The organism is Cyclobacterium sp. 10D3-21, from assembly GCF_055809755.1.
This window is the reverse complement of record NZ_CM147924.1, coordinates 5,915,001-5,937,636: the sequence shown is the minus strand read 5'-3', so window position 1 is coordinate 5,937,636 and position 22,636 is coordinate 5,915,001. Positions and strand designations below refer to the sequence as shown.

The 22,636-nt window shown below is 39.6% G+C and carries 15 protein-coding genes and 1 tRNA gene (1 of these 16 running past the window's edge); 12 read left to right on the top strand and 4 right to left on the bottom strand.

Going from position 1 to position 22,636, the window contains the following annotated elements; genetic code table 11:
* Nucleotide 1: 1 nt before the first annotated feature.
* The 7 genes from AC0L7T_RS22925 to lpxB all read left to right on the top strand — a co-directional run bounded on the left by AC0L7T_RS22925 (nucleotide 2) and on the right by lpxB (nucleotide 12,798).
* Nucleotides 2–1,921 (top strand): OmpA family protein, encoded by a 1,920-nt coding sequence (locus tag AC0L7T_RS22925; protein ID WP_473338683.1) that lies wholly within the window; start codon nucleotides 2–4, stop codon nucleotides 1,919–1,921.
* 159 nt (nucleotides 1,922–2,080) lie between these two features.
* Nucleotides 2,081–5,056, top strand: coding sequence for a SusC/RagA family TonB-linked outer membrane protein (locus AC0L7T_RS22920; RefSeq protein ID WP_473338682.1), 2,976 nt, complete (start codon nucleotides 2,081–2,083; stop codon nucleotides 5,054–5,056).
* 6 nt (nucleotides 5,057–5,062) lie between these two features.
* Nucleotides 5,063–6,502, top strand: coding sequence for a RagB/SusD family nutrient uptake outer membrane protein (locus tag AC0L7T_RS22915; RefSeq protein WP_473338681.1), 1,440 nt, complete (start codon nucleotides 5,063–5,065; stop codon nucleotides 6,500–6,502).
* An 11-nt stretch (nucleotides 6,503–6,513) separates the two neighbouring features.
* The gene (locus tag AC0L7T_RS22910) at nucleotides 6,514–7,326 is read left to right on the top strand and encodes a DUF4843 domain-containing protein (RefSeq protein ID WP_473338679.1); all 813 of its coding nucleotides are present in this window, start codon (nucleotides 6,514–6,516) and stop codon (nucleotides 7,324–7,326) included.
* 203 nt (nucleotides 7,327–7,529) lie between these two features.
* A complete protein-coding gene (locus tag AC0L7T_RS22905) occupies nucleotides 7,530–10,925 on the top strand; it encodes a S8 family serine peptidase (RefSeq protein ID WP_473338678.1) in 3,396 nt (1,131 codons plus the stop codon).
* Nucleotides 10,926–11,242: 317 nt separating this feature from the next.
* The gene (locus AC0L7T_RS22900) at nucleotides 11,243–11,662 is read left to right on the top strand and encodes a 6-pyruvoyl trahydropterin synthase family protein (RefSeq protein ID WP_473338677.1); all 420 of its coding nucleotides are present in this window, start codon (nucleotides 11,243–11,245) and stop codon (nucleotides 11,660–11,662) included.
* A 29-nt stretch (nucleotides 11,663–11,691) separates the two neighbouring features.
* Nucleotides 11,692–12,798, top strand: a complete 1,107-nt coding sequence (lpxB, locus tag AC0L7T_RS22895; protein ID WP_473338676.1) for a lipid-A-disaccharide synthase — start codon at nucleotides 11,692–11,694, stop codon at nucleotides 12,796–12,798.
* Here the strand turns inward: lpxB and clpX are convergent.
* From clpX to AC0L7T_RS22875, 4 genes are all read right to left on the bottom strand, one after another.
* Nucleotides 12,795–14,018 carry an ATP-dependent Clp protease ATP-binding subunit ClpX gene (clpX, locus tag AC0L7T_RS22890; RefSeq protein ID WP_473338674.1) on the bottom strand — a complete coding sequence of 408 codons (1,224 nt, stop codon included), beginning with the start codon at nucleotides 14,016–14,018 and terminating at the stop codon, nucleotides 12,795–12,797. The two genes, lpxB and clpX, sit on opposite strands and share 4 nt — an antisense overlap.
* A 7-nt stretch (nucleotides 14,019–14,025) precedes the next feature.
* Nucleotides 14,026–14,697 carry a ClpP family protease gene (locus AC0L7T_RS22885; RefSeq protein WP_473338673.1) on the bottom strand — a complete coding sequence of 224 codons (672 nt, stop codon included), beginning with the start codon at nucleotides 14,695–14,697 and terminating at the stop codon, nucleotides 14,026–14,028.
* A gap of 82 nt (nucleotides 14,698–14,779) precedes the next feature.
* Nucleotides 14,780–16,108: a trigger factor gene (tig, locus tag AC0L7T_RS22880; protein ID WP_473338671.1), complete on the bottom strand. Its 1,329-nt coding sequence runs from the start codon at nucleotides 16,106–16,108 to the stop codon at nucleotides 14,780–14,782.
* Nucleotides 16,109–16,199: 91 nt separating this feature from the next.
* A tRNA-Leu gene (locus tag AC0L7T_RS22875) sits at nucleotides 16,200–16,281 on the bottom strand.
* A gap of 229 nt (nucleotides 16,282–16,510) precedes the next feature.
* Here AC0L7T_RS22875 and AC0L7T_RS22870 point away from each other — a divergent pair.
* From AC0L7T_RS22870 to AC0L7T_RS22850, 5 genes are all read left to right on the top strand, one after another.
* Nucleotides 16,511–18,730: a RelA/SpoT family protein gene (locus AC0L7T_RS22870; RefSeq protein WP_473338669.1), complete on the top strand. Its 2,220-nt coding sequence runs from the start codon at nucleotides 16,511–16,513 to the stop codon at nucleotides 18,728–18,730.
* 58 nt (nucleotides 18,731–18,788) lie between these two features.
* Nucleotides 18,789–19,283: a Fur family transcriptional regulator gene (locus AC0L7T_RS22865; RefSeq protein WP_473338667.1), complete on the top strand. Its 495-nt coding sequence runs from the start codon at nucleotides 18,789–18,791 to the stop codon at nucleotides 19,281–19,283.
* Nucleotides 19,284–19,286: 3 nt separating this feature from the next.
* Nucleotides 19,287–19,637: an STAS domain-containing protein gene (locus tag AC0L7T_RS22860; protein WP_473338665.1), complete on the top strand. Its 351-nt coding sequence runs from the start codon at nucleotides 19,287–19,289 to the stop codon at nucleotides 19,635–19,637.
* 109 nt (nucleotides 19,638–19,746) lie between these two features.
* Nucleotides 19,747–21,018: an adenylosuccinate synthase gene (locus AC0L7T_RS22855; protein WP_473338664.1), complete on the top strand. Its 1,272-nt coding sequence runs from the start codon at nucleotides 19,747–19,749 to the stop codon at nucleotides 21,016–21,018.
* A gap of 380 nt (nucleotides 21,019–21,398) precedes the next feature.
* On the top strand, nucleotides 21,399–22,636 hold the 5' portion of the coding sequence (locus AC0L7T_RS22850) for a PKD domain-containing protein (protein WP_473338662.1). The gene runs 1,147 nt beyond the window's last position; the window shows 1,238 of its 2,385 coding nt (coding positions 1–1,238); its start codon is at nucleotides 21,399–21,401; its stop codon lies off the right edge, out of view.

Here is a 22,636-nt window from a genome sequence, read left to right as displayed (position 1 = left end):
CATGCTAAAAAAACTCCTTATTGTCATATCGTTTGTTGGAATGTGTTTTCAGGCAATGGGACAAGAGTTTTCTATACTTGATAAAAGGGCGATTAAATACTTCGAAGAAGGGAATGCATTTCTACACAGAAAACAACTTCCTGAAGCCCAGAAAAAGTACCAGGCAGCCTATGAAAGAAGTAGTGATTTTTACGAAGCCTATCTAAAACATGCCCAGGTTCTATTGAGTAGAGGCCTGGTAGATGAAGCTTTGGTTGTGACTAAAAAAGGGCAATCCAGACTACCCATCAAAAGCAATGATTACTTCAGAGGAAAGTTAGCTTGGCTTGAAGGGGAGATTTATCTTTCTCAGGGAGCTTTCCAAAAAGCCATATATACCTTTGAAGAGAATCAACCCTATTTTGATGATGAATTTTTAAATTCGGACGAATACCAAAAAAAACTACGGCAATTAGAGATCATAGCAGAGGGTATAAAAAACCCAATTGAGATCAGTAAAAAGAAGCTTCCCCATCCCTTAAATCAATTTAAACTACAATACTTCCCTGTACTTACAGCAGATGGTAAACGTTTGTTTTTCACAAAAAGAGATGGTGTGTCTGCCAAGCAAAATGAAGACATATTTTTTTCCGATTTGGAAGGTGAAGCATGGTCTGAACCGGAAACAATCTCAACCTTAATCAATACTTCCTATAATGAAGGCACATGCACCATTTCTGCCGATGGGAATCTATTGATTTTCACTTCCTGCAATACCCCAGCCTCTCATGGAAGTTGTGACCTTTACATTACCGCCAGGCTAAATGGAGAATGGCAAAGCCCTATTAATATTGGAAACAACGTCAATACGAGATATTGGGAATCTCAACCCTCGCTTTCAGCAGATGGCAGTTTATTGTTTTTTTCTTCAAATAGGCCCGAAGGGGAAGGTGGCATTGACATTTGGGTATCTGAGCGACTTCAGGATGGCAGTTGGTCCAATGCGAAAAATCTTGGACCCAATATAAATACTAGTAAAGACGAGGTCTCTCCCTTCATATTTTTCAACAATACAGTGCTGTTTTTTGCTTCCGATGGACATCCTGGTTTTGGTGCAAAAGATATTTTTAAAAGTTCAATTGAGCGCAATGGATTTGGAAAACCAATGAACATGGGTTTTCCAATAAATGATGAAAAAGACCAATTGGCATTGTTTATTACGGCACAAAAAGATTTCGCGTATTATACAGAAAATGATTATGAACAGGGGAAAGTTGACAGCTCCTTTTTGTACCGTTTTGATTTTCCTAAAGAAATTGACCTAGGACATGAATTGATTGTAACCCGAGGAAAGGTAATCAATGAGGAAACAGGAGAAGCTGTCGAGGCATTACTTTCTTTGATTGATCTCGACCAAGACAGTACGATGTATAATTTCAGGTCTGATGGCAAAGATGGTACTTTCACGATGATTTATCCTGACAAAAATAATTCAGGGCTTTATGTAGAGAAGCAAGGCTATATGCCTAAAATTTTTAATGTAGATCGTGATAGTTTAAGAAATAAAGAAGGGTTTCAAATTTTTTTGGAACCGATAGCCACAGGGAAACATTTTATTTTTGAAAATATCTTCTTCGATTTTGATCAAACAATATTAAAAAACACCTCCTTAAGTTCCCTTAAAAAACTTCATAAATTTTTACTGGATCATCCCCAAGTGAACCTTTTAATCACAGGGCATACAGACAATGTTGGAAAAAACAGCTATAATTTGGAGTTAAGTTTGAAAAGGGCTCAAAGCGTAAAAGAATTTTTAAATGATGCGGGAATTGATGTGACGAGATTGAAAATAGAAGGTAGAGGGGCATCTGAACCCATAAGGCCTAATGATACAGAAGAAAACAGGGCTTTTAACAGGAGAATAGAGGTTTTTATTTTGTAGTTACCTATAAAAAAGTAATTGATTAGTTGAACTCAACCTCGTTTACATCGTTATTATTCTACGGTCATCTTCTGATCATTGTTTATACTTCACCAAACTGATTGGAATATTCAGCGAATTTGTATAAAATTGACTGATTGTTCATTTCAACATTATTATATGAGGAAAGCCATACTACTTGTTATTACACTTCTTTCCGTGAATTTTTTAGTACAGTCGCAAACCAGGACTGTTCGAGGTAGGGTGACTGCTTCCGAAGATGGCTTGCCAATTCCCGGAGTTACAGTGATGGTCAAAGGATCTACTAACGGAACAGTTTCAGACATTGATGGAAATTATCAATTAGAGATAAATGAAAACGATAATGTGCTGGTATTCCGCTTTGTGGGGCTTCAGTTTCAGGAAGTAATCATAGGGAACCGGAACAATATAGATGTTGCTTTAAATCCGGACATTACTTCGCTGGATGAGGTGGTGGTGACTTCCTATGGAGACCAAACGAGAAGAGAAGTTACTGGTGCAATCGCCTCAGTTAAAGGTGAAATTTTCCAGGATTTACCAATGCAATCCTTTGATAGGGCCATGCAGGGCAGGGTAGCAGGGGTGCAGGTCACATCCAGCTCAGGCCAACCTGGCGGCACATTAAATGTGCAAATAAGAGGAGTAGGCTCTATCAATGCAGGTACATCGCCTCTTTATATTGTGGACGGCGTCCAAATCCCCACCGGAAGTTTATCGGGACAGGGAACACAAAATGCACTCGCTTCAATCAATCCAAATGATATTGAATCCATTGAAGTGTTTAAAGATGCCGCAGCGGCAGCCATTTATGGTGCTCAGGCTGCCAATGGAGTGGTTTTGATTACCACCAAGAAGGGAAAACAGGGAAAAACAAGGATTCGGGTATCTGCTCAGGAGGGGCTTGTTCAGCCTTTAGGGTTCTATGACATTATGGATGCAGGACAACTCGCTTCCATCAAACGCCAGGCTTATATTAATGCGGGACTTGATCCAAGAGCAGCAGAAAGCATCTTTGGTAACCCCAGCGATACAGATTTACAAAACTCAGACTGGTTAGATGCTTTGTACAGAGAGGGGAGATTGAGCGTATATGACGTATCGTTATCAGGTGGCGATGAACGTACCAAATTTTTCTTATCAGGATCACATACCTTCCATCAGGGGCAAATCATTCAGTCTGATTATTCCAGATCGACTGGCAGGATGAACCTTTCCCATCAAGTAACAGAGAAATTAACCATTAGTGCCAACATATCCCTTGCCAGACAAATTACCAATGGATCAATTGACAGAGGTAATTTTGTCAATAGCCCTTTTGTCGCAGGATATGTTGCCAGACCCAATGTGCCCATTTACGACGAAGATGGAAGTTATGCTGAATATCCCACGGACCACCTTTTTGGGTACAATATAGTACAAGGCGTCAACCAGGAATTAAGAAGAGGAACAAGTTACCAGTCAGTATCCAATCTTCAGATGAACTATAAAATTTTACCATGGCTGGGTTTCACAGGATTTGCTGGGTTGGATTTTTCAGACAACAGAGACGAAAACAATCGACCATCCACCATTCCAGCATTTGCCAGTTATGGTGGCTCCTCCTACTTTTTAGATCGGAGGATAGTTAATACCAACGCGAATGCCAATTTCAATGTCAACAAGAACTTTTTAGATGTTCACACCATTAGTGGCATTCTGGGTTACGAATACAAAATGGAAACCCAGGAGTCCAACTCTGCAACAGGTAGAGGCTTTGCCAACCCTGTTTTGAGATACCTCCAAAATGCGGCACAACCTTATGATGTTAGCGGGTTTTATACAGAATACATTAGGGCAGGATTTTTCGGCCAAGCCAAATACGATTATGATGATAAGTACAATGTTGACCTGACCATAAGAAGAGATGGTTCTTCGAGGTTTGGAAACAATTCCAGATGGGGAACATTTGGCGCCATATCTGCAGGGTGGAGGATTTCTTCAGAATCGTTTATGGCAAATGCAAGTTGGGTTGATAATTTGAGACTCAGGGCTTCTTATGGTATTACTGGAAATTCTGCTATTGGAAATTTCGAATCCCGAACCCTGGTAAGTTCTGCAGGCCAGTACCTTGGAGGACCAGCCTTAAGTTTTGTACAACTCGGAAATGACCTACTTACCTGGGAAGAATCTGTCTCAACTAATATAGGCGTGGACGCAACCTTATTCAATGGAAGGATTATCGTCACTTTGGATGCCTGGAGAAAGGATTCCAGGGAATTACTTTTTGAAACAAGACTACCGCTGGATTCAGGGTTTGGTGCCATTCAGCGAAATGCCGGTAAATTGAGAAATCAGGGATTTGATTTTGATTTGCAAACAATAAATTTGATCATTGGTAAATTTCGCTGGTCCACGGCTTTTAATACCTCTATCTTTTCCAATGAATTATTAGAACTCTATGAAGGTCTTGAAAGAGTGGGGAATGATTTGATTGTCGGAAAACCTATTCGATTTTTCTACGGTTATGAATATGCTGGAGTCAATCCTGCCAATGGGTCTCCCATGTATTTCGATGAAAATGAGGAATACACCTATCAAATTACAGATGATGACCAGAGGTACCTCGGAAGTGCCCTTCCTTGGACTTATGGCGGATTGTCCAATACATTTAAATATGGGCCAGTAAGTTTGGAGGTGTTCTTTCAGTATCAGTATGGCAACAAAGCTTTCAACCAGGATTTATACAATTTGGCGCAATCAGGGTCAGTCGGTCAGGACAATCAAACGGTGGACCAATTGTATTTTTGGAGAGAACCTGGTCAGATCACCAATGTACCAATTCCTTATGAAGGGGGTAGAATTCCTGGGCATTCCGGCTATCAGCAAATGTCCACACGGTTTATATCCGACGGAAGTTATATTAGGTTAAAACAAGTGTCGCTTAATTATGACTTGCCTAAATCCTTGCTTAACAGGGTAAAAATAGAAGAAGTAAATGTATTTGTACAGGGGATAAACCTTTGGACCCTTACCAAATACAATGGATTGGATCCCGAAGTGAATTCTTTAGGAGAAACCTACGGGACCTACCCGAGTTCAAAACAAATCACCGCAGGTATCAACCTTACATTTTAAATTAAGATGATAAATAGGATCAAAAATAGGATGTTTTATTCAGCTGTGATGGTTTTATTGGTCGCATGTACCGATCTTACTACTAATCCACGGCAGAGCCTTACCCCTGAAATCGCTTTAAAAGATGTATCTGGTTATCAGTCATTGGCCAACTCTATGTACAATAGAGCAACGGGTTTTGGCTATTATGGGCAAACAATGATGATTGCACCAGATATTTTGGCAGACAATTTAAAATTGATAGCCAATACTGGAAGGTACCAGGGGGAAGAAGCCAATGGAGACCGGGACCATATCAATATTTGGGGCTTGAATGTTTTCGGAGCAATAAATGATGCAAATCTGATCATTGAAGGAATAGACAATGAAAATGTAACAGGCACGGAAGACGAAAAGTCTTTCATTAAAGGAGAAGCCTATTTTATGCGTGCCTTGTTGTACTTTGACCTTTGTAGGGTTTATGGTTATGAGCCAGGCAGGGAAATAAATGGTTTTAATCTTGGCCCAATTCTAAGGTTAACACCTACTCTTCAAGCTTCAGACGCAGACTTCCGGGCAAGAGCAACAGTGGAGGAGGTATATCAGCAGATAGAAAGTGATTTACTGCAAGCAGAATCAATGGTGGGTTATGCCCCTGTAGGGTCTCAATGGGTGTATTATGGCAATATTGGAGCTGTATATACACTACTTGCCAGACTTTATTTGTATTGGGGGCGCATGGAAGATGCGGAAGCATTTGCTTCTGATGCCATGGCAATTTTAAATTTACGTACCAATGGAGATGGTTTGGTGGAGCCCGATCAATATGTGCAAGCATTTTCACGGGCACCTCACCCCGAATCCATTTTTGAACTGGAAATAAGACAAGTGGACTGGAACGGTGCAGATGGAGTAAATAATTCTCTCAATTCTCTGGTTTCAGACAATGAGCCAGCTGCTCAGTTTATCCTTTCAGCTTCTGATGAATTGATGGCTGCCTACGAAGAAGGAGATGTAAGGAAGGATTGCTGGAGAGCTACCACCAGAGATGGAATTGAAGGGGAGGTATATGCAAGTAGGAAATGGACAGGTTATAAGGGTGATTTCTTAGAAAATCTCCCCATTATAAGGGCCTCAGAACTTTACCTGATCAGGGCAGAGGCCAGGTATGAAAGCAATCCTGCAGGCGCTCGTGCTGATATCAATGCATTGCGGTTCCGACGAGGTCTTGGAGCCATTGACAATTTGCTTTCTGGAGAAGCTTTACTCAACAAGATTTTACTGGAAAGACGCTTAGAATTTGTACTTGAAGGTCATCGATGGTTTGATTTGAAGAGAAATGAAAGAAATATCAGCAAACATGGGAATTTTTTAGAAGTACCCTATACTGATTACAGGATATTGGCAAACCTGCCTTTGGATGAAATTACGCTGAATGAGTTACTAGAACAAAATCCAGGATACTGATGATAAAGGGTATGCAACATAAAATTTTTGGTTTTGCATTTATGATTGGCTTACTATTCAGTAACGCTTCCTGTATGGAAGAGTCTGGTTTTAGCATTGTATGGGAAGGTTTAGAGGTAGAGTTTGACGAGGCCTCCTTACCAAATAATACCATTAAAAAAATCGTAACCAAAACAAGTAACAATCAGGTAAATCAGGATAAAGTAAGAATAAACTTAGTGGGTCGCCAGGTGAATGCTCCCCTAGAAATAGAATTGGCTGTAGACCCTACTTCTACAGCCATTGCTGGAGTTCATTACAGGCTGGAAAACACTAAAGTTACCATTCCTGCCAATAGTAGCTTTGTAGATGTTCCTATAGAAATTCTTACAGGAAATCTGGCTAGTGAGGAGTTACCTGACCTTATTCTCAAAATAATTGATGCAGGAGAAACTAAAATCAGCACCAATTATCACCAGGTGACCATCGAAATCAGGTTGTCCTGTCCTTCCGATTTGGCAGGTACCTACACTTCAGTGACTGTGGGTTCCTATGGTACGATTAATTATCAGGTAACAATTACAGAATTGGAGCCTTTCACCTATAGGATTTCAGACATTACGGGTGGTGTGTATTCTCAGTTATATTCAGAGGATGACAATCCTGCTGTATTTACAGAATTGTGTGGGGTAATCACCATGACAGACCAAGCGGACAATGTTTTTGATAGGGGTTTCTTTAAAGGCTCCGGTAAGCTAAATGCAGATGGAACCATTAGAATAAGTTGGGAGAATGAAGTAGGCGAACTAAGTGGCGTTACTACACTCACCCCCACAGGAAATTGAGGTTTCCGTTGGGCAAAATAGATTATGGTTTAACCCATAGCTAAAGGATAGAATTAAACTTATTGCCCCATAAGGTGGAGGTAATGTGCCCTAAAAAAGCAAGTAAGGGGGACCTGAAAATGTTTTCCTTCCAATAAAACAAAGCAAATCGGATGAGAAAAGGTATCGTTTTAGTCATTTTTCTTTTATTAACGTGGCTTTCTATGGCACAAAATCCTGGAATTCAGAATGACGGCATGCAAAAAGTCAGGTCTGAGGTATATCAGAAATTGAAACAGAGCGTTCGTCAATACAGTCTTAACCAGGAGGAAAAAGTAGCCATTACCAGGTCTTTAGGTATTCCTCTTAATATACGGCTTGCCGATCAGCATTCCGCCTCTTTTCAATATTTGGATGAAGAGTCCCATCCTGTCTATTATACAACGTATAATTTAAAAGCTGCCAAAGCCACTTCCACAGATGCTTTGCAAGTAGGGGGAAGCTTAGATTTAAATTTGACGGGGCGCAATATGATTGTTGGTATTTACGACCAAACACGTCCTAGGGCCAACCACAATGAATTTCTAAATAGAGTCACTCAGATAGATGGGTCCACAGAGGAAATCAGTGACCATGCTACTCATGTTACCGGTACTATTCTCGCCTCCGGGAACAATCCCAATGCAAAAGGTATGGCTACTGAAGCCACAGGATGGGCCTTTAATTGGGATGCAGACATTTCAAAAATGACACAAAACAGCTATGACCCACAACTTAGTCCAGAGGGTCATCTGGTTTCCAACCATTCTTATGGCAACCTTGTAGGCTGGTATAGAGATAGCAATCAAAATTGGAGTTGGGCTGGTAATGAAGGAGTGAACAATCAGGAAGATTATCGTTTTGGCTATTATTCCAATAAATCAAGGCAGTTGGATGAATTGGCTTTTGCCAAGCCTTACTACACCATTGTCTGGGCAGCAGGAAATGACAGGTCGGATGTGGGAGATGGTACAAAAGCATCGGATGGACCGGAAGATACCATCGGACCTGAAGGTGCTGCCAAAAATAACATTACTGTAGGAGCGGTGAGTTTGCTTGATGACTACAAGGTGCCAGCAGATGTGTTTATGAGTGGTTTTTCCAGCTGGGGCCCCGTAGATGATGGCAGAATTAAGCCTGATCTGGTAGGCATGGGAGTCAATGTTTTTAGTGCCGCTACAACCAATGACGGGAATGGAGATGGCTATGCTACCTATAGTGGAACCTCCATGGCTTCTCCCAATGTCACAGGTTCATTATTGCTCTTGCAGGAATTGTATCATGGAAGGAATGCTGGAAGATACATGCGCGCTGCAACACTAAAGGCGCTATCAATCCAAACTACCAAAGAGGCTGGTATCAGTCCGGGGCCGGACTATATGTTTGGATGGGGGCTGTTGGATGCAAAAGCAGCCGCACAAATGATAATAGACGAAGATGGTAGTTCCAAAGTGTTAAGGGAGTTGCAATTGGTGAACAATGAAACCTATCAATTCGAATTTATTTCGAATGGGGTGGATCCCATTAAAGCGACCATTGCCTGGACAGACCCTGCCGGTGCTCCACCGCCAGCACAATTAAACCCAAGCAGTTTAATGTTGGTTAATGATCTAGACATGAGGATTATAGATGGAAGTGGGACTGTTTTTTACCCGTGGACACTCAATCCCACTCAGGGTTCTGGTGCAGTGGCTGTCAGAACTGCCGATAATTTCAGAGACAATGTAGAACAAATCCTAATTGATACTCCCAGCCCTCAAAAATATACCCTTCAAATTACACACAAAGGAAGTCTTACCAATGGACAGCAACCTTTCAGTCTGGTTTTTTCCGCAGGCGTTTCTGACGGACAATCCAGTACCTTGTATTGGATCGGAGGAAATGGCGATTGGGAAAATCCAGTAAACTGGTCCCTTGAGTCAAATGGACAAAGCGCAGGAAGGATTCCTGATGGAGGCACCAGGGTGGTGGTTGATCTACCAGCTACTGGGCAAGCTATCAGGCTGAATGAAGTTGCCAATGTGTTTAGTCTAAATGTTTTTGGGGATGAGAACTTTGATTTAGATTTGAATCAGCAAAGTTTAATTGTTCAGAATGGTTTCCGCTCTGGAAATCAAAACATGGAGATTAAAAATGGAAATATAATTTTGGAGGGTGAGGAACAAAAAGAGAGTATTATTGATTTTGGGCAGGTCAGTTTTACAGGGGTAGATGTCCAGTTTAACAAAGGTCGTTGGCAAGTGTTATCCATGCCGGAATTGGATAGATTAAGTGTTAATGCAGCCGAGGTTGAAGTACTAACGGACAGTCTTTCTTTGCTGGATTTTACCATGTCCTCAGAAGCTAAACTGAATGGATCGCTGAAGACCATCGTATTTAATGGTCAGCTTTTAATTGAAGAGAATGCAACCATTAACAGTTCTCTAAATTTGGTTTTCGCCGGAGCGAACGGGGTTTATCAGGATTTGCAAGAGATTGAAGGATTTTCACTTTCAAATAGAGGCGTGAATTTAGACATTCAATCCTCCGGTGCTTTAGAAACATTGGACCTTTCCGGTGAAACCAATCTTTTAGCTCCACAAATGTCGGTTAAAAACCTGATCTTATCTGAGGATGCACAATTGGTTTTGACCGATGGCAGTACCTTAACAATTTTAGAAACAATTAGTCATGAGGATAAACCTGGAGGGGCAGGTTTGATTCGTTCGTTGGGTAAAGCCTATGTTTCACATGACCGCTACAACAAATATTGCTTTCAAGGATTAAGTGTGGAGAATGTGGACCTACTTGGTGAAGCCATAATTAATTTGGACCCAGAATCCACAGCAATAAATGCAGCAAATTGGAGTAATATTTCTTGTGAAGATGTGATCTTTGTCAATTTCGAAACCCGTTTCAATTGTGCAGGAGGAATTACCGAATTTATTAATTTAAGTGAAGGAAATATTACTGCCTTTAGCTGGAATTTTGCTGGACTTGGTTCTTCACTTATCGAAAACCCCACTTATGTATTCAATTTCCCCAGATCTTACCAGATTAGTTTAGAGGCCAAAGGGCCTTCAGGTACAAAGACCTTACAAAGGAATGTCTCAATTACTTCAAATTCTCTGAATCGTCCGCTGATCGTAGTGAACGGATCTCAATTGAGCTCTCAATTGCCTGCTTCTGCTTATCAATGGTATAGGAATGGAAGGCCAATTGTGGGTGCCACTACCAGGTCTTATATTGTAAACGATGAAGGGACCTATCAGGTAGCTGTAATCGATGAGCAGTGCAATAGGATTTCTGATGTAGTAGTGATTTCCGGATCGGGTGATCTTACGCCTAATAGCAGAGCAGGTTACGCCATAGGTCCTAACCCTGTTTTAGAAGAACTTTCGCTCTTTATTAACAATGATTACCTGGGCGAAGTAGCTGTGAGTTTGTACGATGGCACAGGCAGTAAAAAACTCCAGGATACGTTCGTGAAGAATGAACAAGGAATTGAATACCTGATGGATTTTAATTTCCCAAAAGGACTTTACTTGCTTCAAATCCAAGCGGGAAGAGAATTGCATTCTTTCAAAGTGTTGAAGGAATAAGGACTTTGAATTCTTTAAGGACTATTTATTAAACATTTAGAGCGCTAAAAATAGGGGACAGTGCAATCGGAATTTTTTTTCTGTTTCTCTATGGGCTGAATATTTCCTGAAATAGGATCCGGCTAAAGTGTAAATACTGGGAGCCATCAATGGATTTTCCGTGTTTGACAAGATATTGCTATTAATTCTAAGTACAAAAAATGATTGCTTAAAGGGAAGTAGGTTAAGAAAGGCAGAAGAAAAAGGTATCCAAACCACAAAGCAGTGAATTTTATGTCTTTTTTATGTAACTTTGTGGCCTCAATTGAATAGAAAAAATGGTACACGTTTGTCGGAAGGAGCATTTTAATGCAGCCCATAAGTTATGGAATCCGAAATGGTCTGAAGAAAAAAATAAAGCTGTATTTGGTCCTTGTTCCAATGCAAATTGGCATGGGCATAACTTTGAACTTATAGTCACCATCAAAGGTCGACCAGACGAAGACACAGGCTTTGTGGTGGATCTAAAGCAATTAAGCACCCTTATTAGAAAGGAAGTTATTGACAAAGTGGACCATAAAAACCTCAATGTAGATGTGCCGTTCATGGCTGGGAAAATGGCCAGTTGTGAGAATTTGGTTATGGAATTTTGGAAAATTCTTCAGCCAAGAGTCAATAAAATTGTAAAGGATGGCGGACTTTTTAAGCTGACTTTATATGAGACGCCCAGAAATTTTGTAGAGTATTACGGGGAATAAATACCCCATCTTCTTTAAACTACCTGCCCTTGAAATATTACATTATCGCTGGAGAGAGATCAGGAGATTTACATGCATCCAATCTTCTGCTTGCTTTGAAAAAGAAAGATCCCGATGCCGAGTTTCGTGGCATGGGGGGAGAGTATATGGAGGAGGCAGGGTGCACACTTTTTGCCCATTACAAAGAAATGGCTTTGATGGGTTTTGTGGAGGTGCTGATGCATTTTAGGAGGGTTTTTCGATACCTCTCTGCCGTAAAAAATGACATATTGGATTTTCAGCCTGATGCATTAATTCTGGTGGATTTTGCTGGCTTCAATATGAAAATAGCAACTTTCGCTACCCAAAAGGGCATTAAGGTTCACTATTATATAGCGCCTAAGGTTTGGGCCTGGAACCAAAATAGGGCTTTTAAGTTGAAGAAAAACGTAGACAAGCTGTATACCATTCTGCCATTCGAACCTGAATTTTTTAAAAAATTCGACTGGGAGGTAGACTATGTGGGAAACCCACTATTAGATGAAATCAATAAGTTTAAGCCGGATCAGGATTTTTTAAGTCAATACCAGCTGGGAGGCAAGCCCCTCATAGCACTCCTTCCAGGGAGCAGAAAGCAGGAGGTTGACAAGATGTTGACTACCATGATTGCCTTAAAAAGCAATTTTCAAGAAGTGGATTGGGTGATAGCAGGAGTACGTAATTTGCCTTCGGAAGTCTATGAAGCGGCAAAAATTGCAGGTATTCAGGTGGTTTATGATAAAACTTATGATATTTTGCTACATGCTAGGGCCGCCGTAGTTACCTCCGGAACCGCCACTCTAGAAACCGCACTGTTTAATGTTCCTCAAGTGGTGGTTTACAAAACAAGTAAGATCTCTTATGCCATTGGAATGCAATTGATAAAAGTTGCATTTGCCTCGCTTGTAAACTTAATAGTAGATAGAGAAGTGGTCAAGGAACTGATTCAGGGAGCGTATGAACCTCAAGCTGTAGACGCTGAACTTAGGAGGATTTTTGAAGATGGTCCTAAAAGGGAAAAAGTATTGGAAGGTTATGTTGAATTGAAGGGGCTTTTGGGCAATAAAAAAGCCTCGCAGGAAACTGCAAGGCTTATTATTGAAAGTCTGTCAGGTTAAGCTACCTGAAGCTTTTTGAATTTTGATTTTTCGAATTGTGTACGGGCATATTCTTCATTAATGACCAGTGTATGGTCTCCTTCTTCAGAAGGAAATTCGTACATGGCATCAGTGATGATTGCTTCACATATAGACCTTAGTCCTCTAGCACCCAGATTAAATTCTACCGCTTTCTCTACGATAAAATCAATCCCTGACTCTTCAAAAGTTAGGGCAACATTTTCCATTGCCATCAGTTTAACGTATTGTCTTGTCAAGGCATTCTTGGGCTCAGTGAGGATTAGCTTCAAGGAGTCCTTATCCAAAGGATCAAGGTGAGTAAGTACAGGAAGTCTGCCTATAAGTTCAGGAATAAGTCCAAATGCTTTAAGATCTTGAGCCGTTACATATTGCAACAGGTTGTTTCTGTCGATCAAATCTGCATTCGTCTTTTTACTGAATCCCAAAGGCTGGGTATTTAACCTTCCAGCGATGTGTCTTGCGATACCATCAAATGCTCCTCCACAAATGAATAGAATATTTTCTGTATTTACAGAAATCATCTTTTGATCAGGATGTTTTCTTCCGCCTTGAGGTGGTACATTCACAGAAGTACCTTCAAGCAGTTTAAGCATGGCTTGTTGCACGCCTTCTCCACTTACATCTCTGGTAATGGATGGATTGTCTGATTTTCTGGCGATTTTATCAAGCTCATCTATGTAGACAATGCCTCTCTCTGCCGCTTCTACGTTATAATCTGCCGCTTGAAGCAAACGTGTTAGAATACTTTCCACATCTTCCCCCACATACCCTGCTTCTGTCAATACCGTAGCATCGGCAATACAAAAGGGAACTTCAAGCGTTTTCGCCAAAGTTTTGGCCAGGTAAGTTTTACCAGTACCGGTGTCACCAACCATGATAATATTGGATTTTTCAATCCTTACATCATCATCATCCTGCTTTTGTCCCAGTCTTTTATAATGATTGTATACAGCAACGGTCAAGACTTTCTTGGCCTCTTGTTGCCCAATAACGTATTGATCCAGATAGGCAGTAAGTTCCTTTGGTTTCTTTAATTTAAACTTAGGTTTCTTACCCTCCTTTTTTGTTTTATCTTCTTCCCCTAATATTTGGAAAGCTTGCTCTATACAAAAATTACAGATATGCGCAGAAATACCGGAAACCATAAGGTCCACGTCTTTCTTATTCCTCCCACAAAATGAACATGTTACTTGCGCCATTCAGATTTTATTTTTCTTTTTTCGTCAGTACTTCATCAATTAGACCATATTCTTTGGCTGCTGATGCTCTCATCCAGTAATCTCTGTCCGAGTCCGTTTCAATTTGTTCGATACTTTTACCACTGTGTTCAGCAAGTATCTCATAAAGTTCTTTACGTAATTCCAGAATTTGTTTCACTGAAATTTCCATGTCCTTAGACTGACCCTGCATTCCTCCAGAAGGCTGGTGAATCATAATCCTTGCATGAGGCAAAGCTGCTCTTTTTCCAGCGGCACCTCCAGCAAGCAATACAGCTCCCATTGATGCAGCTAAACCAGTACAGATTGTCCCTACTTCTGGATTTATATATTGCATGGTGTCATAGATTCCTAAACCTGCATATACAGAACCACCCGGGCTATTGACATACAATAAGATGTCTTTTTTAGCATCAACGGACTCCAGAAACAACAATTGAGCAGTGATGATATTTGCAACATGGTCATCTACTCCTGTCCCCAGAAAAATAATTCTGTCCATTATTAACCTTGAAAATACATCGATTTCCCGGAAATTGGTAGGACGTTCTTCAATGACTGCACGCGTCATGTTTTCCACAGAATGGATATATTGGTCAAAGGTATTGCCACTAATGCCCTGTCCTTTGACTGCGAATTTTCTGAATTCCTCTTTATACATTTTTACTTTTCTCTTTGTTAATGTTACAAAAATAAAAAAAGCCCTTAGATAAGGACTTTTTATTAACAAAAAATTTTTAAAATTAGTTTTCGAGAAGCTCTTTAAACTTTTCTGCTCCTATTTTTTCTTCCTTCAGATCGACTTTGCTTTTGACAAAATCAAGTACTTTTTCATTTTGAACTGAGGTCATCATCTGCATATAATTCTTGCCCTCGTTCCCTTGAAGGTAATTTTGCAAAAACATATCCATGTTCTCCTCAAGTTGTGCGCCCATTCCTGAAGAGGCCAACTGCTCACGAATCATTTCTTTGGTTTTTTCCATGACATCCTCATGTTCCGCTTTGATGTCATTGTCTTTTGAGATTTTATTAGAAATCAAAGACCATGTCAATTGCTTGGCATAAGCAGGGTATTCCTTTTCTACATCTTCGTTGCTAACTTTGCCTTCATTGGCTCGGATTAACCATTCTTTTAAAAATGCTTCTGGAAGATCAAGTTTATGGTTAGAGATCAGACCGTCTTTGATCTGTTCTTCATTGAATACCTTTATTTCTTTTTGATAGTTTTCAGATAAGATGCTCTTTACTTTCTCAAGAAATTCTTCTTCAGTTGATACCTGATCTGGACCAAATACTTTATCGAACAATTCCTGATCCAATTGCGCTTCTTCAGTTCTGTTAATGTTTTGAACGGTGAAAGTGAAATCCCCTTTAAGGTTTTCAGCAGCTTCTTTACTAATGTTTAAAGCTTCTGCAAGATCACCTTTTATAGCCTTGGAAGGATCAAAAGAAATGGAATCTTCTTTTTTAACACCCAAGAACTTTTTAACGGTTCTACCATCCAGACTAGACAAAGGAATAGAAAGTGTTTCTTCGTATGAGCCATCATCTGCTTTAAGGTCGCCATAAAGAAAATCATTTTCTTCACTCACCTCAGGATTGGTCATTTTACCGTATTGCTTTTTGATATTGTCAATAGCTTCATTCACTTCTTTATCAGAAAGTACTATCTCATATACCTTTGCATCTATTTTTTGGTCCAGGTTTAGGTCAATGTTTTCAACAAAACCTATTTTATAACCAAACTCGAAATCTTTTTGTTTTTTCCAGTCAATATTCTTGCTGTCTTCTTCAGAGGGTAAAGGATCACCCAATACTTCAAATTCCTGTTCTTTTAAAAAATCGCTAAGGGATTTGGACAAAATGGCATTTATTTCTTCAACTAAAACTGAGGTGCCATAAAGATTTTTAACCATTGTAAAAGGTGCCTTACCAGGTCTGAATCCTTTAATATTGGCTTTTTTTGCATAATCTTTTATTTTAGCATCAACCGTTTTCTGATAATCTGCTTCCCCAAGTTTTATTTTTACTGAGGCTTCATTGGCAGCATGTTTGTCTAATGTAATTTCCAAGGGATATGAATTTAATGTTTACCTATAACAAAAACCCTCCATCCTGAAATACCTAAAAGGTAGCTATCAAGATCGAGGGATTTAATGGGTGTGCGGATGGAGGGACTCGAACCCCCATGCCTCGCGGCGCTAGATCCTAAGTCTAGTGCGTCTACCAATTTCGCCACATCCGCAAATAAATAAATAAATTGTCTACTAATATTACCTTATGTAATAAACGGGAAAACAAATTCCATCATCCCTGTCTATCTTTAGAACCAAGTCTACTTGAAGGCTTGTTTTTAATGTGGATGCAAAGGTAATAATCAATTTTAAAGATTCAATAGTTTGGGCAAAAAAAAATTAAAATATTACTTAACAAATTGATTCCGTAGTCTAAAATTATTTTATAACTTGTATCATATGATCAAAGTTGATATAGAAGAAGAGCGAAAAGAGATTCTTAAACGTTATCGCAAACTTTTGAGACTTGCAAAGCCTTTGCTTAAACCGGGTGATGCCAAGTTGATCAAAAAAGCTTTCAATGTAGCTAGCGAAGCACATAAGGAAATGAGGCGTAAATCCGGAGAACCTTATATTTACCATCCCTTAGAGGTAGCACTAATCTGTGTTGAGGAGATAGGATTGGGTACCACGAGTATTATTGCAGCATTACTTCATGATGTAGTTGAGGATACGGACATGGAGTTGGAGGATATAGAGAGAGAATTTGGTGTGAAGGTAGCCCAGATCATCGATGGACTTACTAAAATAGCAGGCGTATTTGACTATGGCTCTTCTCAACAAGCAGAAAATTTCAGAAAGATGTTGCTTACGCTTTCTGATGATGTGCGTGTAATTCTTATCAAATTGGCTGATCGGCTAAACAATATGCGGACCCTGGAATCAATGCCAAGGCACAAGCAATTGAAGATTGGCTCTGAAACCAAATACCTGTATGCGCCACTGGCGCACCGCTTGGGTTTGTATTCAATTAAGTCCGAGCTTGAGGATTTGTACCTTAAGTTCATGGACAAAGATGCTTATGAATTTATTTCCAAAAAGATCAGTGACACCAGGGTTTCACGAAATAAATTTATTAAAACCTTTATTACACCCATAGAGAATGAGTTGAAGGAACAAGGGTTTAAATTTGTAATTAAAGGAAGGCCAAAATCTGTTTATTCTATCTACAATAAAATGAAGACGCAAAACATCCCTTTTGAAGAGGTGTTTGATTTGTTTGCAATTAGAGTAATCATCGATACAAGCTATGAAAATGAAAAAGCCGCCTGCTGGCAAGTTTATTCCATTGTTACTGACTTTTACCGACCAAATCCCAACAGGTTGAGGGATTGGATAAGTACCCCTAGAGCAAATGGGTACGAGTCTTTGCACACCACTGCGATGAGTCAAACCGGCCAGTGGGTTGAGGTTCAAATCAGAACCCAACGAATGGATGATATAGCAGAAAGAGGGTATGCCGCACATTGGAAATACAAGGAAAAAGAAAATGCGCCAGAAAAAGCAGCAGGTAGCCTGGACGAATGGATAACCCAAGTGAGAACCCTATTGGAAAACAATGATGGTTCGGCCATAGAGTTTATGGACGACTTCAGGGGTAATTTATTCCATGACGAGGTTTTTGTTTTTACGCCAAAAGGAGACCTTAAAGTGTTGCCTTTCGGGGCTACGGCTTTAGATTTTGCTTTTGAAATACACACTGAAGTAGGTGGCAAATGTATTGGAGCGAAGGTGAATCAGAAACTTGTCTCGATTGGTCACAAGTTAAAAAATGGGGACCAGGTTGAAATCCTTACCTCCAATAAACAAAGACCGAACGAGGATTGGCTAAAATCGGTAGTAACTTCCAGAGCAAAATCCAAAATAAAAGATGCCCTTAAAGATGAAAAGAAGGGCCATATGATGGATGGGAAAGAGATTGTACAAAGAAAGCTAAAACAAATGAAGCTAGACTTTTCCTCAGAGATAGTTGAACAGTTAAGGGCTTTTTTTGAAACTAAAACGACATCTGAGTTTTATTATAAAGTTGGGAAAGGGATCATAGATGCCACATCAATAAAAAGTTTTAAGGACTTTAAACAGCAGAAAAAAGCCAAGAAAGGCCCGCAAGTAAGTTGTACGGATGAAAAGTCATTTACCAAAGAGATTAAGAACCTAAAGGGGCCTGACCATGATCAGCTATTGATTGGTGAAGACATGGATGTGGTGGATTATGTATTGGCAAAATGCTGTAACCCCATCCCTGGAGACGCTGTTTTTGGATTTGTAACGGTCAATGAAGGAATAAAGATCCATAGAACAGCTTGTCCAAATGCACTAGAACTTATGTCCAATCATGGCAATAGAGTGATCAAGGCACGATGGACCAGTCAACAGCAGATAGCATTTTTGGCGGGTTTAAAAATTATTGGAACGGACAGAGTGGGTTTGATAAGTGATCTCACCAAAGTTATTTCCAATGAATTAAAGGTAAACATGCGTTCCATTACAGTGGATTCAGATCGGGGGATTTTTGAAGGAAGCATTAAACTTTATGTAGACAGTACCAATCATCTTGAAAAATTAATCGAGAATTTATCGAAAGTACCAGGTGTTCTTAAAGTGTCTAGGTTTGATTAGCCGAGTTAAACCACCCATTTTTAAATAAGAACAGTATATTTGTAAAAAAAATGAAAGTATGGCTTCAATAGAAAGTCTTTACGAAAAGGTAAAGAAAATATTTACTGCCTATTTGGAAAATAAAAAACTCAGGAAAACACCGGAGAGGTATGCGATTTTAGAAGAGATTTATAGTAGGGGAGGGCATTTTGATGTAGAAGGGCTCTACATTAGTATGAAAAACAAAAACTACCGCGTAAGTCGTGCTACGGTTTATAATACCCTTGACTTATTGGTAGAATGCGACCTTGTCACCAAACATCAATTTGGCAAAAACCTGGCGCAATATGAAAAGTCCTATGGTTACAAGCAACATGACCACCTGATTTGCACCGAGTGCCATCAGGTTAAGGAGTTTTGCGATCCCCGAATTCAAAATATCCAAAATACTGTAGGTGAAATTTTAAATTTCAATATTATTCATCATTCACTTTTACTTTATGGTAATTGTACGGACGAGAAATGTGAAAATAAAATTAATCCACCGGAAGTAAAAGTTAAAAATAAATCATAATCAATGAAAGCAGAATTTCATTCCAATATAGAAAACAATTCTTTGCTACTAAAGATCAAAGGTGATTTGATCGGTGATGATTCTGGTCCTCGATTGGTCGGGTTGGTTTCAGACGGGTTACAGGATGGTATAAGAAATTGTGTAATAGACCTAAGTGAGGTCAGGTATATTAGTTCAAGTGGAATAGGTGTGTTGATAACAGTACTTACCAAAATGAGAAATGCTGGTGGGGAAGTTTATCTTGCATCGCCATCCGAACATGTCAAAAAATTACTTATTATCACCAAACTAAATAATATTTTCAACGTGTTTGATACCTTAGACGAGGCACTACAACAAGTAAAATTAACATAAAGCCATATTTGTATAATAAAATTTAGCCGGGAAGTTGTAAATTTTTATAAACATGACAATCTTCACGGCAAATTTTGATAGAAGGCTATAATACTTATTTAAAAATAAAATGAAAATGGACGTTCTTTTAGGTCTCCAATGGGGTGACGAAGGCAAGGGAAAAGTAGTGGACTATCTAGCGCCGAACTATGAAATGGTAGCCAGATTTCAAGGGGGCCCCAATGCCGGTCATACCTTAGAGTTTGACGGGATTAAACATGTTTTGCATCAAATCCCAAGTGGAATCTTTAGGGAAAACATCCAAAATATCATTGGCAATGGCGTAGTTCTTGACCCAGTAGTTTTGCAAAAGGAAATCAAAAACTTGGAAAAGTTCAATATAGATTTCAATAAAAATATGGCCATTTCTAAAAAGGCCACCATCATACTGCCTACCCATAAACTATTGGATGCAGCCTATGAGAAATCCAAAGGAGATAAAAAGATTGGTTCAACCTTAAAAGGAATAGGACCAACTTACCAAGATAAAATCGGTAGAGTAGCTTTAAGGGTAGGAGATATGTTGTCTCCTGACTTTGAAGACAAATACCATGAATTGGTTAAAAGACACAAATCCGTGTTGAACTATTATGATTTCAGTATACAGGATTTGCCTTCTATGGAAGCCGATTTCTTTAAAGCGGTAACATTCTTCAAATCACTAAGGCTTGTTGAAACAGAGTTTGAGGTAAATGCAGCCATAAGATCGGGAAAAAAGGTCCTCGCTGAAGGTGCACAAGGCTCTCTTTTAGATGTTGATTTTGGTAGCTATCCATTTGTTACCAGTAGCAGTACGATGGCAGCAGGTGCCTGTACAGGATTGGGAGTTCCACCATCAGCTATTGGTGAAGTGTTTGGGATTTTTAAAGCTTATTGCACCCGCGTGGGCAGTGGCCCTTTCCCTACCGAGCTATTTGACAAGGACGGGGAACAAATGCGTAAAGATGGAAATGAATTTGGATCTACTACAGGTCGGCCTAGAAGATGTGGATGGTTAGATCTTCCAGCACTTAAATATTCAATCATGATCAATGGGGTTACCCAATTGTTTATGATGAAGGCAGATGTGCTTAATGGATTTGAGAACATTAAGATTTGTACCGAATACAAACTTGCGGATGGTGATTCCACGGATCAGCAATTTTTGAATGGTACAACTGAAGGGATTCAGCCAGTTTATGTAACGATGGAAGGCTGGAATTGCAGCCTTTCTGGAATTAGTGAATATGAAGATTTCCCTGATGCGCTTAAAGCGTATGTTACTTTTCTGGAAGAAGAACTTCAGGTTCCCATTAAAATGGTGTCTGTGGGTCCAGATAGAAAAGAAACTATACTCAAATAAGGCTATTTAGTAATATTTATTTTAAGGCTTCTTCCTAACTATCAGGAAGAAGCCTTTTTTATTTATTTTTTAATTGATTATCTTAAGTCCCTAATCGTTGCATTAAACTTGGATTAAATAAATGAACTTGTGATAACCTGTATCCATTCCCCCGCGATAAGGGCTGAAATTACAAGGAAATAGCAACGGTTGGGTGTTTTAAAAGTGATTCCATCAAATAGTAGAGCTATTTATTGGTATGGGGTTTAATGAAGCATCATATAATACCCTTAAAAATTAACCTATTTCGCTACCATGGAAAGCTATTCTGCCTCAAGATTAAATGTACAAGATTGGAAGAAGAAATGGGGCTTGAAAGAATTGTATTTTTTTAATGCTTTATGAAAAGGCTTAATGTCAGGTACCTATGGATATTAATTTTCCGGAATTGGGTTTCAGGTGCAACCATGAAAGGGATCCTTTTTTATTTAATATTAATAACACTTTCAATTGAATTGTTGGGTCAACAAGGTTTTCCTTATTGTGAATCCTTTCAAGAAGCGATAGAAAGGAAAGAGACTGTTTTGGGAGGCCATGCTAAGATTTTAGATGGCGTACTTCGGCTTACCGATGCCACCAATGATCAGAACGGTTACGTTTATATCAATATTCCTTTCTCTTCAAGTTTTGGGGTAAAGGCTTCTTTTGAATATTTTTGTTATGGAGGGACTGGAGCCGATGGATTGACTGTTTTTTTATTTGATGGAGCAACTACTTCTTTTTTACCTGGTGGGTTTGGAGGATCCTTGGGATATGCCATGAACGGAAAAGTGGGGGGACTAACTAACGCTTATATGGGAGTAGGCTTTGACAGCTTCGGTAATTTCGGTAACAACTCGGAAGGGAAAACTGGAGGTTTTCCATCTGGTGGAAATATTTTGCACTCCAATGCCATAGTGATTCGCGGGCCAGGAAATGGATACAATGGCTACCATTTTATTGCGGGGGTGAAAACCAACGAGGGGGGAGCTTATGGACTCCCTGCAGATCAGCGATTTCCTATTAGTTCTGGTGGGCCAGGAACAAGGAGAGTAACAGATCCTGAAAAAAATGGATACCGTAAAGTGATTTTTAAGTTGAGACCAAAAAATGGAGGGACAGGCTTTAACCTGGATGTAGAGATGATTTTTACTACTGCTGATGGTAATCCCCGGCAAATTACACTTATGGATAATATAGACTATCCTTACCCTTCACCTAAAACCTTGAAAATAGGTTTCGCCGGATCTACAGGAGGAGAGACCAATATTCATGAAATTAGAAACCTCTTGGTAGAGGTGGCAGACGAGGACAACTTAAAAAGACCAACAACCAGTGCAATTGAAGCTGTCGTGGTTTGTGAAGGACAGGAAAATCAACTGGAAATTCCAGAGGGCAAATTCAATTTGCCCAACAAAGATTCGCGGGTTAGCTGTCTGAGATTTTATGAATCGATGAAAGAAATTGAGGATATTGAGACTGATCCTTGCCTTGCGGGAACTTGTAGTGAAGAAGAGAGGATGCTGGCCATGCCTCAGGGGACTTTTCAATACACCGGACAAGGTACAATGTTTTCATTCACTCCCAATTCCGGATTTGC

Excerpts from the sequence above, each read along its gene's own strand:
- AC0L7T_RS22920 (WP_473338682.1), top strand. The coding sequence starts at position 2,081 with ATGAGGAAAGCCATACTACTTGTTATTACACTTCTTTCCGTGAATTTT.
- AC0L7T_RS22925 (WP_473338683.1), top strand. The coding sequence starts at position 2 with ATGCTAAAAAAACTCCTTATTGTCATATCGTTTGTTGGAATGTGTTTT.
- AC0L7T_RS22870 (WP_473338669.1), top strand. The coding sequence starts at position 16,511 with ATGATCAAAGTTGATATAGAAGAAGAGCGAAAAGAGATTCTTAAACGT.
- AC0L7T_RS22910 (WP_473338679.1), top strand. The coding sequence starts at position 6,514 with ATGCAACATAAAATTTTTGGTTTTGCATTTATGATTGGCTTACTATTC.
- AC0L7T_RS22905 (WP_473338678.1), top strand. The coding sequence starts at position 7,530 with ATGGCACAAAATCCTGGAATTCAGAATGACGGCATGCAAAAAGTCAGG.
- AC0L7T_RS22855 (WP_473338664.1), top strand. The coding sequence starts at position 19,747 with ATGAAAATGGACGTTCTTTTAGGTCTCCAATGGGGTGACGAAGGCAAG.
- AC0L7T_RS22915 (WP_473338681.1), top strand. The coding sequence starts at position 5,063 with ATGATAAATAGGATCAAAAATAGGATGTTTTATTCAGCTGTGATGGTT.
- AC0L7T_RS22865 (WP_473338667.1), top strand. The coding sequence starts at position 18,789 with ATGGCTTCAATAGAAAGTCTTTACGAAAAGGTAAAGAAAATATTTACT.
- clpX (WP_473338674.1), bottom strand. The coding sequence starts at position 14,018 with ATGGCGCAAGTAACATGTTCATTTTGTGGGAGGAATAAGAAAGACGTG.
- AC0L7T_RS22860 (WP_473338665.1), top strand. The coding sequence starts at position 19,287 with ATGAAAGCAGAATTTCATTCCAATATAGAAAACAATTCTTTGCTACTA.
- AC0L7T_RS22900 (WP_473338677.1), top strand. The coding sequence starts at position 11,243 with ATGGTACACGTTTGTCGGAAGGAGCATTTTAATGCAGCCCATAAGTTA.
- AC0L7T_RS22885 (WP_473338673.1), bottom strand. The coding sequence starts at position 14,697 with ATGTATAAAGAGGAATTCAGAAAATTCGCAGTCAAAGGACAGGGCATT.